Here is a 14,629-nt window from a genome sequence, read left to right on the forward strand (position 1 = left end):
CAAAAATTCAGCATTATTTTTTCAGATATTCTTTGACTTTCTCAACAAAAGGATACATAATCAAATCTTCTTTGAAAGCCGGAACAATTGCCCGAACTTCATCGTATAATTTTTTAGTTACAGAAGAAATTTCGCTTTGACATTCTAAAAACTCAATCGCCTGAACAACCGTGATCAATTCGATTGCCAAAACCTCGAAAGCATTGTTAATAACCTTACTGCAAATGACCGCAGAATTGGTTCCCATACTCACAATATCCTGATTATCATTGTTATTCGGGATACTGTGAACATACATCGGATTCGACAACATCTGACTTTCCGCCGTTGTGGAAGTTGCAGTGAACTGAACACCCTGCATTCCGAAATTCAACCCTAATTTTCCAAGATTGACAAATGGCGGGAAAATCTCGTTGATTTTTGCATTCAGAAGATAATTCAACTGTCTTTCTGCAAGCATTGTCAGTTTTGTGATGACGATTTTCAGCTTGTCCATTTCAAGAGAAATATAATCGCCGTGGAAGTTTCCGCCGTGGTAAACGTGCTGATCTTCAGGAATTATGATAGGATTATCATTGGCAGAATTAATTTCGTCTTCCAGGATTTTTTCCGTGAATTCCAAAGTATCTAAAACCGGTCCCAAAATCTGTGGAACACAACGCAATGAATAATACTCCTGAACTTTATCTTTAAAAATTTCCTCTTTGTTTTCCTTATTATAAAGATGGTCTTCTCTTTTTCTGATCAATTTGCTGTCAGAAAGGCTTTCCCGCATTCTCGAAGCAATTTTCTGCTGACCTTCGTGTCTTTTTGTGGAATTTAAAGCTGCAGAAAAATGGTCATCGTATGCTTTAACAATTTCGTTGATTGCACACGAAAGTTTCACTGAAATATCGACTAACTTTCTGGAATAATAGGCGTTGATAATTCCAATTCCTGTCATTGTGGAAGTTCCGTTCATTAATCCTAAACCTTCACGGATGTGAACTTTAATCGGTTCGATGTTTAATTCAGCAAAAACATCTTTTGTTTCGCGTCTTTCATTATTATAGAAAACTTCTCCTTCGCCGATTAAAACCAAAGCCAAATGCGCCAGCTGAACCAAATCTCCACTTGCCCCAACGCCGCCGTGCTCGAAAATGAGTGGTGTAACGTCTTTATTAATCAATTCTTTAAGTAAAAAAACAACTGAAGGATGAATACCAGATTTTCCTAAACTTAATGTATTTAATCTCGCCAACATCACCGCTTTTGCAGATTGAGGCGAAAGAGGATTTCCCACACCCGAAGAGTGACTTCTTATTAAATTATATTGAAGCTGATTTCTGTTTTCTTCACTGATTCTGTACTGCGCCATTGGCCCAAAACCAGTGTTTACGCCATAAATAACTTTATCTTTGGAAAATTCTTCTAAAAAACTGAAACCGTTTTCTATTTTCGAGATGAGGGTTTCACTTAATTCAAGCGTTTCTTTATCAAAAATAATTTTATAAAAATCCTCCAATTGGAGGTTAGCCGTTAATATCATCTGTCAATATTTAAAAAAAGGAAAAAAACTGATTTGGAATCAAATTTTTGTGATTAATTTTGTGACGCAAATATAGATAGAATATCACACAAAATGAAAGAATTTGTAGATGTACTTGTGATTGGCGCCGGACCTTCCGGTTGCGTCTCTTCCGCATATCTTCATAACAATGGCGCTAAGGTGAAAGTGGTGGAAAAAACCCTGTTCCCAAGACTGGTGGTGGGCGAAAGCCTGATCCCGCGTGTGATGGATCATTTTGAAGAGGCTGGATTATTTCCGGCTTTGGATAAAATGGGCTTTGAAAAAAAACTCGGAGCACGTTTTATGCGTGGTAATGAAGTCTGTATTTTTGATTTCAGCAACAAATTCGGAGATGGATGGGACTGGACGTGGCAGGTTCCAAGAGCTGATTTTGACAATACTTTGGCCCAGGAAGTCATTAATAAAGGTGTGGATCTCGAATTTGAAACCGAAGTTATCGGCATTGAATTTAACGGAACAGATTCTGTAACCACCGTAAAAAATAAAAATGGCGAAACAAAGGAAATCCACGCAAAATTTGTGATTGATTCCAGCGGGTACGGTAGAGTTTTGCCGAGACTTTTAGATCTGGAAAAACCTTCAAAACTGTCTCCGCACTCCGCAATTTTTGCACACGTTGAAGACATTAACCGTGAAGAAGGCGAAGAAGGAACTTTGATTTCTTTTGATATTATTGAAACGGAGGTTTGGCTTTGGGTGATTCCTTTCTCGAATGGAAATACAAGCGTGGGAATTGTAGGACCGACTGAGTATATTGAAAAACTTTCTGGAAACGGAGATCCTACGGAAGCATTGAGAAAAGCAATTTCATTGTCTGATTATTATGTAAAGCGTTTTGGTGATGTAGAATTTTTATTTGAGCCGAAACATCTGAAAGACTATTCGTGTTCAGTCAGAAAACTTTATGGAGACGGATTTGCCTTGACCGGAAATGCATCAGAATTTCTGGATCCCGTTTTCTCATCGGGAATGGCGTTTGCCACCGAAGGCGGAATGACCGCAGCAAAACTTGCATTAAGACAACTGAAGGGCGAAAAAGTAGATTGGCAGACAGAATTTGCAGATTACATTTTATACGGAGTAGGTGTTTTTACAACGTACGTGAAAGAATGGTACACCGGAAATCTTCAGGAACTGTTTTTCCACCAGCCTGAAAACCCTGATGTAAAAAGAAAAATCTGCGCAGTTTTGGCGGGCTACGTCTGGAATAAGAAAAATACATTTGTAAGAATTCACGATACCGCAATTGTAAATCTGGCAAATTTCATTAAAACAGAAAAACAACAGGCATAAAAAAACGGTCTGAAAATTTGAAGACCGTTTTTGAATCTGGCAGTATTTCAGCTGCTATTTAATTTCCTTTGCCATTGCTTTCCACAAAAGGCGTCCTGTTTTTTCGTAGGCAACAGAAATCCGCCCGTATTCCATAATATATTCAGAATTGGGATTTTCACTGATGCCCACACCTTCTATCATTGGGGAATCTACTTTGAAAACCACATTCTGAGGATGATCCGTTTCCACCATTGTAATTTCACTCGTAAGTTTTGCAGGCTGCATCACAAAACCGCCAGACCAGCCAGCGTACACCCAAATGGTTTTTACTTTAAGCGTATATTTTGACCGAATATTATTTTTAAAAACGATGTTTTTAGATTTGTGGTTGATGCCTTTAAGAAACTTTGCCAGATATTTTGTTTCTTTGAAATCATTCCATTCATTAATCCATTTAGTCCAGTCTTCATTGGTTTTTTTGGGATTATTTAAAACGTCTTTTTTTCTGTTTTCCAGATATTGCGCTTCAGATAAATTTTCTGCCTGGATTAAAACTTTATCATCAAAAAGCAGTTCCACATTTACCTCAGTCTGATCTTTGAGAGCTGCAAAATCGCCCGAAACGAGCTTGATTTTCTGTGAATATGCTACGGCTGCAAATCCTACAGAAAGCATTAGAATTAGTTTTCTCATAATTTATACGGTAATTTTTTAATTTCGAAGATCTTTAAAGGTGATAGGCTTTCTGCTGTTGGGATGAAAAACAGTTTTAGACAAAACATCAAATTCCACCACCTCAACTTTCGGGCTGACCCTTAATTTTGCGCGGAAATGGTCTCGCACTTCATCCACAAAATTTTCATCTGTATTTTCTGTACTCAATCTGATCATAATTTCATCCAAACCAATTTCATTCGAGTGAATCACTATTTGATAGCATAAAATTCCGTCAAAATCATTCAGGATATCATTCATTGCCGGCGGATACAAAGTGGTTCCTTTGTATTTGATCATCTGCTGTTTTCTGCCTAAAACCGGACCTAACCGCATCGTGTTTCTACCACACCCGCAAGGCTCGTAATGTGCCCTAACTAAATCTCCCGTTTTAAATCTCAGCAAGGGTAAAGCTTCTACTCCCAAAGTTGTAATCGTGAGTTCGCCGCTTTCTCCATCTTCCACAGGGGTTTCATTTTCATCAAGAATTTCAGCGACAATCAATTCCGGATGATGATGCCCGCCAACCTGAAATTTGCATTCTGTAAACGCCGTGCTCATTTCGGTAGAAGCGTAAGTAGAAAACAATTCAATATTCCACTTTTCCTTAATTTTCTGAGAAAGAATATTATCTGTAAAATCCTGGTTTTTAAGACTTTCACCAATACAAATCGCACCAAAAACACTGGAGTTTTTGTAATCTAAATTATTCTTCTCAGCGTAATCAATCATTTTCAGTAAAAACGAAGGAACTGTGATTAGATATTTTGGTTTATATCTGAAAATTGAATCCCACTGCAGTTCCGGAATTCCTGGTCCCATACGTACAACGCTTGCTCCCATTTTTCTGAGGCCAAGAAAATAGGCTAAACCTGCCATAAATCTTTTATCAATCGTTGTCACCATCTGCACAACATCACCTTTTTTTACTCCTGCGCAGGCAAAAGAAACGGCTTCGTTGTAGGCTAATCTCTCTAAATCTTTATCCGATAGACCAAAAGTTACGGGGTCACCCAAAGTTCCTGAAGTCGTGCTGTAATCTACAATTTCAGTGGGCGGAACACAGAAAAAATCCCGATTGTTCTGTTGAAGATCATCTTTTGAGGTCGTTGGGATTTTGGTTAAATCTTCGAGGGTTTTGATTTCATTAATATCAATTTTACTGTCATCAAATAATTTTTGATAAAAAGGAGAATTTTGCCCGAGATAAAGCATTTGCTCCCGAAGTTTTTCTTCCTGAAGTTTTTTTATTTTCTCTGGTTCTGCAAACTCTATTTCCGGAAATAAATTCAAAATATTAGGTTTTGGGCAAAGTTAAAAATATTAAATTTCAAATTAGCTATAATGCTCAGAAGCAAATTCGTGAAAAGGTAAAACTTCTATGACTTTCCCATCTTTCTCAAAACGGTCTTTCTGATTAAAAGTGATGATTTTTCCTTTTTTCTTTATCGAAAAAATTCAGAGCATCCATCAGTCCTGCAATTTTCCACTGCAGATTATCCTGATTCAAATCATAGCAAACCTGTATTATTTCCGCAAGTTTACCTTGTTTGATGGCGATAAAATCACATTCTTTTTTTCATTAAAATAATAAAGTTCGGTGAAATTTCTTCGCAAATGCAGATAAACCATATTTTCCAGACGCCTTCCTAGTTCATCGGTGAAAACGATGGAAGCGTGTGTAAAAAAGCCCAAATCCAAAACGTAAACTTTTTTCGGATTCCTAACCTGGGTTTTTAAGGAGTAACTGAATTTTGGGAGAAACTGTATGAGATAAGTGTTTTCCAGATGCGAGAAAACTTCGAGCATTGTGGTAGCTGATTTTATCTCAAAAACGTCTTTCAACTTATTAGCAGAGAATAGTTTACCTATATTTGAAATTAAATAAACGGCGCCTTTTTTTAGCGTATTCACATCTCGGAAACCATATCTGATGGCGAATCTTTTTACAAAATATCTTCCACCAAAGTATTCAGCAATTTTCCATTGTTCGTATTGAGAAATTCTGGGAATCCACCTTTTTCCATAAATTCTTTGGTTGCATTCTCATTACTTTCAAGACTCATAAATTGTAAAAATTCCGAAAAAGAAAAAGGAAATAATTCGTAATCCAAATGTCTTCCTGTCAACTTCGTTCCCAATTCTCTGCTCAAAAGTGTTGCGTTTGTACCTGTTATTACGACTTTCGCACCTTCATCCACTTTGTGGCGGACAAACATTTCCCAGTTTTCGATTAATTGTATTTCGTCAAAAAACAAAACATCGGGTTTTCTTTCTTTTATTTCATCATCTAATCTTTGAAAATCTTTCAATTCAAAACCACTCAATCGGATATCTTCAAAATTCAGATACAGTGAACTTTGAGAATTTTCTTTCAATAATTGTAACAAAAGAGTACTTTTCCGCTTCTTCTAATTCCGGTGATGATTAAAGCAAATTTTTCATACACTTTCAATTCTTTCAATAATTCTCTTTCTTGACCCAATTTTTTAGTCTGAAAATTACTTTTCTGACTATCGATTATCTCAGCTAATTTACTCTGTAAAACATTTTATACAATTTGACAAGCAGATATCGATATTTTCCATTTAAAACGAAAGACAATCTCTACCGAATTTTCAGCCCTAAATTTTTCATCCCCGAAACCCACCATTAAATCCACAAAAAACATTATATTCGCAAACTTAATTAATTAGGATAATTCTTTTTGAACCCACTGACAATGAAGAAGTTTAACGAATATAAAAATCTAAGCCTTACAGAAACTGCAAAAAACATCGCAGAATTTTGGAAAGAAAATGAAACTTTCAAAAAATCCGTGGAGATCCGTGAAGGACAGCCGGAGTTTGTTTTTTATGAAGGACCGCCTTCCGCCAACGGAATGCCGGGAATTCACCACGTAATGGCGAGAGCAATTAAGGATATTTTTTGCCGTTTCCAAACGCAAAACGGAAAACAGGTTTTCAGAAAAGCAGGTTGGGACACCCACGGTCTTCCCGTGGAATTGGGCGTTGAGAAAGAATTGGGAATCACCAAAGAAGATATCGGCAAAAAAATCACCATCGAAGAATACAACGAAGCCTGTAAAAACGCCGTGATGCGCTACACCGATGTCTGGAACGATATGACCGACAAAATTGGCTATTGGGTAGATATGGAAAATCCGTACGTTACCTACAAACCAAAATATATGGAGTCGGTTTGGTGGCTTTTGAAGCAGATTTATACCAAAGGTTTAATTTACAAAGGTTACACGATTCAGCCGTATTCTCCGAAAGCGGGAACTGGCCTGTCTTCCCACGAAGTAAACCAACCGGGAGCTTACCGTGATGTGACTGATACGACCGTTGTTGCACAATTCAAGACTTTACGGGAAACTTTGCCTTCATTTTTACAGGGATTTGGCGATGTTCATTTCTTAGCCTGGACGACGACTCCTTGGACATTACCTTCAAATACCGCTTTAACGGTAGGTCCAAAAATCGATTATGTTTTAGTAAAAACCTTTAATCAATATACTTTTGAACCAATTAATATTGTTTTGGCTAAACCTTTGGTTGGAAAACAGTTTGGGAAGAAATTCGTTGAAGGAACAGTAGAGGATTTCAACAATTATACTTCAGAAAGCAAAACTATTCCTTATCAGATTTTATCCGAATTCAAAGGCGCAGATTTGGTTGGAATTAAATATGAGCAACTTTTAGATTACGCTATACCTTACCAAAATCCTGAAAATGCGTTCCGTGTGATTGCTGGAGATTTTGTAACCACAGAAGACGGAACAGGAATCGTACACACGGCGCCAACTTTTGGTGCAGATGATGCGAAAGTAGCGAAAGATGCTTCACCTGAAGTTCCGCCAATGTTGGTTTTGGATGAAAATGGAAATCCGGTTCCTTTGGTTAATTTGCAGGGTCGGTTTTTATCGATTGTCAATGATGAAACTTACGGTTTTGCCAACGAATATGTGAAAGCTGAATATCTTAATGATGAAGAAAAATCTACAGAATTTAATATTCAGAAAGAAAATTTAAAATCAATTATCGCAGATTTAAAAGCTTATCTTTCTGTGGATGAGAGAATTGCCTTAAAATTAAGAAAAGAAAACAAAGCCTTCAAGGTTGAAAAATACGTTCACAGTTATCCGCACAGTTGGAGAACTGATGAGCCATTGCTGTATTATCCGTTAGATTCGTGGTTTATCAAAGTGACTGATGTAAAAGACCGAATGTTCGATTTGAACGAAACCATCAACTGGAAACCAAAATCTACAGGTGAAGGACGTTTCGGAAACTGGTTAAAAAATGCCAACGACTGGAACCTTTCCCGCTCAAGATATTGGGGAATTCCGTTGCCAATCTGGAGAACTGATCCTTCGACAGGCTCAGGACGGGCCGAAGAAATTATCATCGGTTCTATGGAAGAATTATACAACGAAATTGAAAAATCAATTGAAGCTGGTTTCCAGAAGGAGAATCCTTTCAAAGATTTCGAAATTGGAAATATGTCTGAGGAAAACTATGCAAAAATTGATCTTCACAAAAATATTGTGGATCAGATTACTTTGGTTTCAGCATCAGGACAGCCAATGAAACGTGAAAGCGACTTGATTGATGTTTGGTTTGATTCCGGAGCGATGCCGTATGCGCAGCTGCATTATCCGTTTGAAAACAAAGAGCAAGTTGATTCCAACAAAGCATTCCCGGCAGATTTCATCGCAGAAGGAGTTGATCAGACAAGAGGTTGGTTTTATACGCTTCACGCCATTGCAACGACCGTTTTCGATTCTGTAGCTTATAAAAATGTAATGAGCAACGGACTTGTGTTGGATAAAAACGGCATCAAAATGTCGAAATCCAAAGGCAATACGATTGACCCATTCGAAACACTTTCGGTGTATGGGCCGGATGCGACTCGTTGGTATATGATTTCCAATGCCAATCCGTGGGAAAATCTAAAATTTGACATCGACGGAATTGATGAAGTAAGGAGAAAATTCTTCGGAACACTTTACAACACATACTCTTTCTTCGCTTTGTACGCAAATGTTGACGGATTTAATTATTCAGAAAAAGAAGTTCAGAACAGGCCGGAAATTGACCGTTGGATTTTATCTGAATTAAACCTTTTAATTAAGGAAATAAAAGCATTTTACGAAGATTACGAACCAACGAGAGTGGCAAGATCAATCAGCACTTTTGTGAATGATAATTTATCAAACTGGTATGTAAGATTATGCAGAAGACGTTTCTGGAAAGGCGATTATTCTGATGACAAAATCTCTGCTTATCAAACTTTATACACTTGTCTTGAAACCGTTGCGAAACTTTCCGCACCCATTGCGCCGTACTTTATGGATCAGCTGTTTCAGGATCTGAACGGGGTCACCGGAAAAGATTCTGTAAATTCTATTCACTTAACAGATTTCCCTGTTGCGGATGAAAGCCTGATTGACACAGATTTGGTTGAGAAAACATACTTGGCACAAACCATCACGAGTATGGTTTTTTCATTGAGAAAGAAAGAAAATGTGAAAGTTCGTCAGCCACTTCAGAAAGTTTTAATTCCTGTTTTAGATAAGAAAACTGAAGAACAGATTTTAGCGGTTTCAGATTTAATCAAGCAGGAAGTTAACGTAAAGGAACTACAGTTGATTAATGCGGAAGAAGCTTCACACCTTATTGTAAAACAGATCAAACCGAATTTTAAAACATTGGGTGCGAGATTAGGAAAAGATATGAAAACCGTTGCGGGAGCAATTTCCGGTTTCACCGCTGAGCAAATCGCTGAGTTGGAAAAAGCCGGAAAAGCAGAAGTCTCCGGGTATGAAATCACCAGTGAAGACGTTGAAATCTCCACAAAAGATATCCCGGGCTGGACAGTAGCAAGCGAAGGCAAAATTACTGTGGCATTAGATTTGACATTGACAGAAGAATTGAAATCTGAAGGTATTGCGAGAGAATTTATTAACAGAATTCAGAATATCAGAAAAGAAAAAGATTTTGATTTGACCGACAGAATCAGCATATCTGTTGAAGAAAACTCACCTTTTATTGAAGACGTCCGTAAGAATGAAACTTATATTTCAGACGAAGTATTGTCGGATAAATTAGAAGTTGTATCTTCACTATCAGATTTTATCGAAATCGAAATAGATGAAGTTAAATTTAAAATAAATGTTGAAAAAATGTAACGTATAGTTATTGTTTTTCAAATTCCATTTCATAATTTTATTAAAAAGAAAAAAGAACCATGTCAGACGAAAGAGTACGATACAGCGATGCTGATTTACAGGAATTTAAGGCAATCATCAAAGATAAAATAGAGAAAGCTGAAAATGATTTGAAACTGATCAGAGAAAGTTTCATCAACGACCAGAATAACGGAACTGATGATACATCTCCCACTTTTAAAGCATTTGAAGAAGGAGCAGAAACTTTGAGCAAAGAGCAAAACTCAATTTTAGCAGGAAGACAGGAGAAATTTGTCCGTGACCTGAAAAATGCCTTGATAAGAATTGAAAACAAAACTTACGGTGTTTGCCGAGTAACAGGAAAATTAATTCCTAAGCCAAGACTTTTGGCAGTTCCTCACGCTACACTGAGCATTGAAGCTAAAAATATGCAGAAATAATATTTTTTATCTTATTTTTGTAAATAATTAATTGGGTTTATATGATGTTTTTTTAAAACATTATGTAAACCTATTTTTTAATTATATCTATGAGTGAATATCTGATTTTAGGAACCATCCTTGTGGCAGTTTTGTGGTATTTTAACAGAGACAGAATCAAAAACAGATTCTATCCAGATAAGCCTAAAAATCTCACAATCGATCAGCAATTCAACTCAGATAAACGGGACAGGGAAAAGGAAATCGACAGACTTCTCAGTAAAATGGGAAAGAATGGTATCAACGATTTGTCAGCAAAAGATAGAAAACGGTTAGACGAACTGTCTAAGCATTAATATTAAAACATAAACGTTGTAAAAGCTTTAATTTAGGCTAAAAACACAACGCAAACAGAGTAAAATGGAAGCATTAATTGTACACCCAAAAAACCAGATGGAGCTGAATGCACTGAAAAGTGTAATGAAAGACATGGGAATCCGATACGAAAAATTTCACACCAGAGGTGCGAAAACTCAGAATTTTGAGCCAAGAATCACTGCACCAAAAAAGGAAAAGCCTGCAAAAAATTTTAAAGACAAACCAAAGACTGACCAATAATGAAGAAGATAGCACTTATCACTTTTCTTATATTGTTGATTGATCAGGCATCAAAAATTTACATTAAAACCAACTTTAATCTGAATGACAGTGAAGCTGTTTTTCCAGGATTTAAATTAACTTTCGTTGAAAACCCCGGGATGGCTTATGGTTTCCATTTTGGTGGATTGCTGGGGAAATATTTTCTGGTAATCGTCCGCGTCTTCCTGATCGGCGGAATGATTTATTTGTTTAGCAAATGGCTTAAAAGAGGCGAATCAAACTATCTAATCATCCCAATGGCAATGATTTTTGCAGGTGCCATCGGAAATTTAATTGACGGAATGTTTTACGGATTAATTTTCGACAGCGGAATGGTTTATGACGAAAACATCAAACAATGGATCGGCTACGGCGGAGTTTCAAAACTGGTTCCTTTCGGGCATGGATATTCCACTTTTATGAAAGGCTGCGTTGTAGATATGTTGCATTTTCCACTTGTAGACTGGACGGTTCCTGAAAGCTGGCCTTTAATCGGAGGAAGACATCTTGAATTCTTTAAATACATTTTTAATGTTGCAGATTCTGCTATTACTGTTGGCGGTGCACTTTTAATAATTTTCAGAAAAAAAGCGTTCCCGAACGGTCTTGAGTTTTAAAATATTTAATATGTAGGTCTTTATTGTCTTTCAAACGACATATTTGATCCCATAATTTATATCGGTTTTTGTGTTGCAAACTCATGGGGATTTCATACTTTTATGAAACCTTCGAAGGTTCAAACTGTATGAAAAAATTAATAAAAAATACAATCAAAATATTCCTGCTGCTTCTTGTGGTGGGAATTGTTTTTGTGATCTGGTCTAACTTTACCATTAAAGATCAGACGGAAAATTTCGTTACTTCAGAGATTTCAAAACTTCCATCCGAGAAAACCGGACTCCTCCTTGGAACGAGTAAAACCTTATCCAATGGAAATCCAAACGCTTACTTTTTTAACAGAATAAAAGCTGCTGCAGAGCTATTTAAATCAGGAAAGATTCAAAACATTATCGTAAGTGGGGACAATTCACAAAAAGACTACAACGAGCCTGAGGAAATGAAAAACGAGCTCATCAAAGCAGGAGTTCCTGCCAATAAAATTTTTGAGGATTTCGCTGGCTTCCGAACTTTGGATTCTGTTTTAAGGGCAAAAGAAATTTTTGGGCAAAACTCCTACATCATTATTTCTCAGAAATTCCACAATGAAAGAGCGGTTTATTTAGCAAGAAAAAACGGCATTCAGGCATTTGGCTTCAACGCTGAAGATGTGAATAAATATGCAGGTTTTAAAACCAATGCAAGAGAAAAACTGGCGCGTGTAAAAGTTTTTTGGGATTTTATGTTTGGTGTGGAACCGAAGTTTGGAGGGGAGAAGATTTTGATTCCTTAGATGTTTTAGTAACATTTTTAAAATTAAAACAATGAAACAGAGTGAAATTAAAGTTAATATTATCGGAGGACATCTAGATATTTTCCTGTCCCACAGGCAAGATGAGATTGACTCTAAAATTATTAAGAGTGACGAAATATTAATTCATGGAAACCCGGAAGGACTTAAGTCTTTGGCTAAATTACTAATCCAAATCGCTGATTTAAATCAAGAAAAAACAGATGCTAAAAGTTTACCATTGGGTGCCAGAGAACATTTACACTTAATACCTAACATTGAATTATCAAAAAGTTCAATTGAAGTAATTATAGGAAGACTTGATGCAAAAGGGACAGGCGACTTTTATGATAGATTTATTCCTAGAGAATTGTAGATTTAAATCAAAGTACAAAGATCCCAATTTTTTATAGCAATATATTCAACATAATATTCTTTCCACTGTCTACACATATCTGTAGGATAAATACCTAAATTTGCAGTTCATTAATTTTACAAACAACTTTAAACAAATGTCAAGAATTCTTACCGGCATACAAGCCACCGGAACACCGCACCTTGGGAACCTTTTGGGTGCAATTATTCCTGCAATTGAGCTTTCAAAGCAAGCAGGAAACGAGTCATTTTTATTTATTGCGAATCTTCATTCACTTACGCAGATTAAAGATGCAAAAGAATTAAAAAACAACACCTACGAAATTGCTGCAGCGTGGCTTGCCTGCGGACTGGATACCGAAAAAACATTCTTTTACAGACAAAGCGACATCCCTGAAACCTGTGAACTTTCTTGGCATTTATCCTGTTTTTTTCCTTATCAGAGATTAACATTAGCACATTCATTTAAAGATAAAGCGGATCGCTTGCAGGATGTAAATGCAGGTTTATTTACCTATCCGATTCTGATGGCTGCAGATATTTTGCTTTACAAAGCGGAAATTGTTCCCGTAGGAAAAGATCAGTTACAACACCTTGAAATTGCCCGTGACGTTGCTTCAAGATTCAACAATCAGATGGGTGAAGTTTTGGTTTTGCCTCAGGCTGAATTGCAGGAAGATACCAAATACGTTCCCGGAGTGGATGGTCACAAAATGTCTAAATCAAGAGGAAATATTATCAATATTTTCTTGCCTGAAAAAGAACTGAAAAAACAGTTGATGAGCATCGAAAGTGATTCTAAATCTTTAGAAGAACCAAAAGATCCGTCTACAGATAAGACTTTTGCGATTTACGAATTGATTGCAACTGCTGAGCAGACTGAAGTATTAAGAGCAAAATATCTTGCAGGAAACTTCGGTTATGGTCATGCTAAAAAAGAGCTTTTGGATTTAATTTTAACAAGATTTGAAAAAGAAAGAGAGTTGTTTTCTTACTACATGAAGAATCTTGAAGAACTGGAAGCCAAACTTCAGGAAGGAGCGGCAAAAACCAGAGTGATTGCTACTGAAACAATTAAAAGAGTGAGAGAGAGTTTGGGAATTTAATTCCAGAACATTTCTATTGAATACAGTTTCGGCGACACATTGATGTCGCCGAATTTTTTATAAATAATCCTTTATCTGTAAAAGATGTTTAATGACTTTTAAATTTTCCTGCTGTGGATTTTCATTTAAAACATCAAAGAAAATAACGTCCATACCAAATTGCTGAGCTCCAACAACATCGGCAATCCAGTCGTCGCCAATCAGAATACTTTCTTCGGTTTTAGCATTGGCAAGTCCGAGAGAATACTCAAAAATTTCACGGTTGGGTTTTCTTACGCCCACAGAATCTGCGCTTGTAATGGTTTGAAAATAATGATCAATTCCCGAGAGAATACATTTCCTTTCAGTCACTTCCTGAAAACCGTTTGAAATAATGTGAAGGGTGTAATTTTTTGATTTTAAATATTCCAAAATAACATCGGCACTTTCTACAAGATGATTGAAATTTAAAATTTTATCTAAAAAATGTTCTTCAAAGTACATTGATAATTCCAAATCGTCAATTCCGAAATGATTGAATGTGTCATAAAAACGATGTTTTCTCAAATATTCTTTATCAATTTCGCCATCACGAATCTGCTCCCAAAGTCTTTCGTTGATTTCATGATAGACAGAGTGAAATTCTTCAAAATCAATATTGTATTTTAAAGTGATTTCTTCTTTTTCGAAAAGGCTTTTGATGGTTAGATAAGCGTTCCTGCGGTGATCCCACAGGGTATTGTCGAGATCAAAAAAAATGTGCTGAATTTTCATACAGCACAAATTTACTAATTTTTAATTTTTTGAAAGGTGGATGTGAGAATCCTTCACTTTAATTACTTCAAGACTTTTTGAGAAATTGAGCAAAAAATCAATAGTTTGCTTTTTTGGTTTCAAACTTTTGGATTTTAAAGAATCGTTATTTTTCATAGGCGAAAATTATTGTTTCCTTAAAAACGAAAATTGTTCCAA

The 14,629-nt window shown here is 36.4% G+C and carries 15 protein-coding genes; 9 read left to right on the top strand and 6 right to left on the bottom strand.

The annotated features are described in order from the left end of the window. Positions 1–13 precede the first annotated feature (13 nt). Complete coding sequence (gene hutH / locus ASG31_RS01270) at positions 14–1,528, bottom strand: histidine ammonia-lyase (protein ID WP_056026986.1); 1,515 nt, start codon at positions 1,526–1,528, stop codon at positions 14–16. Between the two features lie 93 nt (positions 1,529–1,621). Between hutH and ASG31_RS01275 the strand changes: the two genes are divergently transcribed. Next, positions 1,622–2,863 carry an NAD(P)/FAD-dependent oxidoreductase gene (locus tag ASG31_RS01275; protein WP_056026989.1) on the top strand — a complete coding sequence of 414 codons (1,242 nt, stop codon included), beginning with the start codon at positions 1,622–1,624 and terminating at the stop codon, positions 2,861–2,863. Positions 2,864–2,917: 54 nt separating this feature from the next. Here the strand turns inward: ASG31_RS01275 and ASG31_RS01280 are convergent, their stop codons facing one another. The 4 genes from ASG31_RS01280 to ASG31_RS18685 form a co-directional block, all read right to left on the bottom strand. Then, positions 2,918–3,538, bottom strand: a complete 621-nt coding sequence (locus ASG31_RS01280; protein ID WP_056026992.1) for a hypothetical protein — start codon at positions 3,536–3,538, stop codon at positions 2,918–2,920. Positions 3,539–3,556: 18 nt separating this feature from the next. Beyond that, complete coding sequence (locus ASG31_RS01285; RefSeq protein WP_056026995.1) at positions 3,557–4,852, bottom strand: phenylacetate--CoA ligase family protein; 1,296 nt, start codon at positions 4,850–4,852, stop codon at positions 3,557–3,559. Positions 4,853–5,086: 234 nt separating this feature from the next. Continuing rightward, positions 5,087–5,473, bottom strand: a complete 387-nt coding sequence (locus ASG31_RS18680; protein WP_056026998.1) for a DUF4143 domain-containing protein — start codon at positions 5,471–5,473, stop codon at positions 5,087–5,089. Positions 5,474–5,505: 32 nt separating this feature from the next. Continuing rightward, positions 5,506–5,949 carry an AAA family ATPase gene (locus tag ASG31_RS18685; RefSeq protein ID WP_206549379.1) on the bottom strand — a complete coding sequence of 148 codons (444 nt, stop codon included), beginning with the start codon at positions 5,947–5,949 and terminating at the stop codon, positions 5,506–5,508. Between the two features lie 332 nt (positions 5,950–6,281). Here ASG31_RS18685 and ileS point away from each other — a divergent pair, with 332 nt between their 5' ends. The 8 genes from ileS to trpS all read left to right on the top strand — a co-directional run bounded on the left by ileS (position 6,282) and on the right by trpS (position 13,678). Further along, positions 6,282–9,752: an isoleucine--tRNA ligase gene (gene ileS / locus ASG31_RS01300; RefSeq protein ID WP_056027004.1), complete on the top strand. Its 3,471-nt coding sequence runs from the start codon at positions 6,282–6,284 to the stop codon at positions 9,750–9,752. 59 nt (positions 9,753–9,811) lie between these two features. Next, a complete protein-coding gene (locus ASG31_RS01305; protein WP_056027007.1) occupies positions 9,812–10,192 on the top strand; it encodes a TraR/DksA family transcriptional regulator in 381 nt (126 codons plus the stop codon). Between the two features lie 89 nt (positions 10,193–10,281). After that, a complete protein-coding gene (locus ASG31_RS01310) occupies positions 10,282–10,527 on the top strand; it encodes a DUF6576 domain-containing protein (protein WP_056027009.1) in 246 nt (81 codons plus the stop codon). Between the two features lie 64 nt (positions 10,528–10,591). Continuing rightward, positions 10,592–10,789 (top strand): DUF2683 family protein, encoded by a 198-nt coding sequence (locus ASG31_RS01315; RefSeq protein WP_056027012.1) that lies wholly within the window; start codon positions 10,592–10,594, stop codon positions 10,787–10,789. After that, a complete protein-coding gene (locus tag ASG31_RS01320; protein WP_056027015.1) occupies positions 10,789–11,427 on the top strand; it encodes a lipoprotein signal peptidase in 639 nt (212 codons plus the stop codon). The genes ASG31_RS01315 and ASG31_RS01320 overlap by 1 nt, the downstream gene beginning before the upstream one ends. 128 nt (positions 11,428–11,555) lie before the next feature. After that, positions 11,556–12,200 (top strand): vancomycin high temperature exclusion protein, encoded by a 645-nt coding sequence (locus ASG31_RS01325; RefSeq protein WP_056028019.1) that lies wholly within the window; start codon positions 11,556–11,558, stop codon positions 12,198–12,200. Between the two features lie 31 nt (positions 12,201–12,231). Continuing rightward, positions 12,232–12,573, top strand: coding sequence for a hypothetical protein (locus ASG31_RS01330; protein WP_056027018.1), 342 nt, complete (start codon positions 12,232–12,234; stop codon positions 12,571–12,573). Positions 12,574–12,709: 136 nt separating this feature from the next. Next, entirely contained in the window at positions 12,710–13,678 is a 969-nt protein-coding gene (gene trpS, locus ASG31_RS01335) for a tryptophan--tRNA ligase (protein WP_056027021.1), read from the top strand. Between the two features lie 57 nt (positions 13,679–13,735). Here the strand turns inward: trpS and ASG31_RS01340 are convergent, their stop codons facing one another. Beyond that, on the bottom strand, positions 13,736–14,431 hold the full coding sequence (locus ASG31_RS01340; RefSeq protein WP_056027024.1) for a YjjG family noncanonical pyrimidine nucleotidase: 696 nt from the start codon (positions 14,429–14,431) through the stop codon (positions 13,736–13,738). Positions 14,432–14,629: the final 198 nt, after the last annotated feature.

Source organism: Chryseobacterium sp. Leaf404 (assembly GCF_001424145.1).
Taxonomy (GTDB): domain Bacteria; phylum Bacteroidota; class Bacteroidia; order Flavobacteriales; family Weeksellaceae; genus Chryseobacterium.

Coding starts and splice junctions, on each gene's coding strand:
- hutH (WP_056026986.1), bottom strand. CDS start 1,528: ATGATATTAACGGCTAACCTCCAATTGGAGGATTTTTATAAAATTATT.
- ASG31_RS01275 (WP_056026989.1), top strand. CDS start 1,622: ATGAAAGAATTTGTAGATGTACTTGTGATTGGCGCCGGACCTTCCGGT.
- ASG31_RS01280 (WP_056026992.1), bottom strand. CDS start 3,538: ATGAGAAAACTAATTCTAATGCTTTCTGTAGGATTTGCAGCCGTAGCA.
- ileS (WP_056027004.1), top strand. CDS start 6,282: ATGAAGAAGTTTAACGAATATAAAAATCTAAGCCTTACAGAAACTGCA.
- ASG31_RS01305 (WP_056027007.1), top strand. CDS start 9,812: ATGTCAGACGAAAGAGTACGATACAGCGATGCTGATTTACAGGAATTT.
- ASG31_RS01310 (WP_056027009.1), top strand. CDS start 10,282: ATGAGTGAATATCTGATTTTAGGAACCATCCTTGTGGCAGTTTTGTGG.
- ASG31_RS01315 (WP_056027012.1), top strand. CDS start 10,592: ATGGAAGCATTAATTGTACACCCAAAAAACCAGATGGAGCTGAATGCA.
- ASG31_RS01320 (WP_056027015.1), top strand. CDS start 10,789: ATGAAGAAGATAGCACTTATCACTTTTCTTATATTGTTGATTGATCAG.
- ASG31_RS01325 (WP_056028019.1), top strand. CDS start 11,556: ATGAAAAAATTAATAAAAAATACAATCAAAATATTCCTGCTGCTTCTT.
- ASG31_RS01330 (WP_056027018.1), top strand. CDS start 12,232: ATGAAACAGAGTGAAATTAAAGTTAATATTATCGGAGGACATCTAGAT.
- trpS (WP_056027021.1), top strand. CDS start 12,710: ATGTCAAGAATTCTTACCGGCATACAAGCCACCGGAACACCGCACCTT.
- ASG31_RS01340 (WP_056027024.1), bottom strand. CDS start 14,431: ATGAAAATTCAGCACATTTTTTTTGATCTCGACAATACCCTGTGGGAT.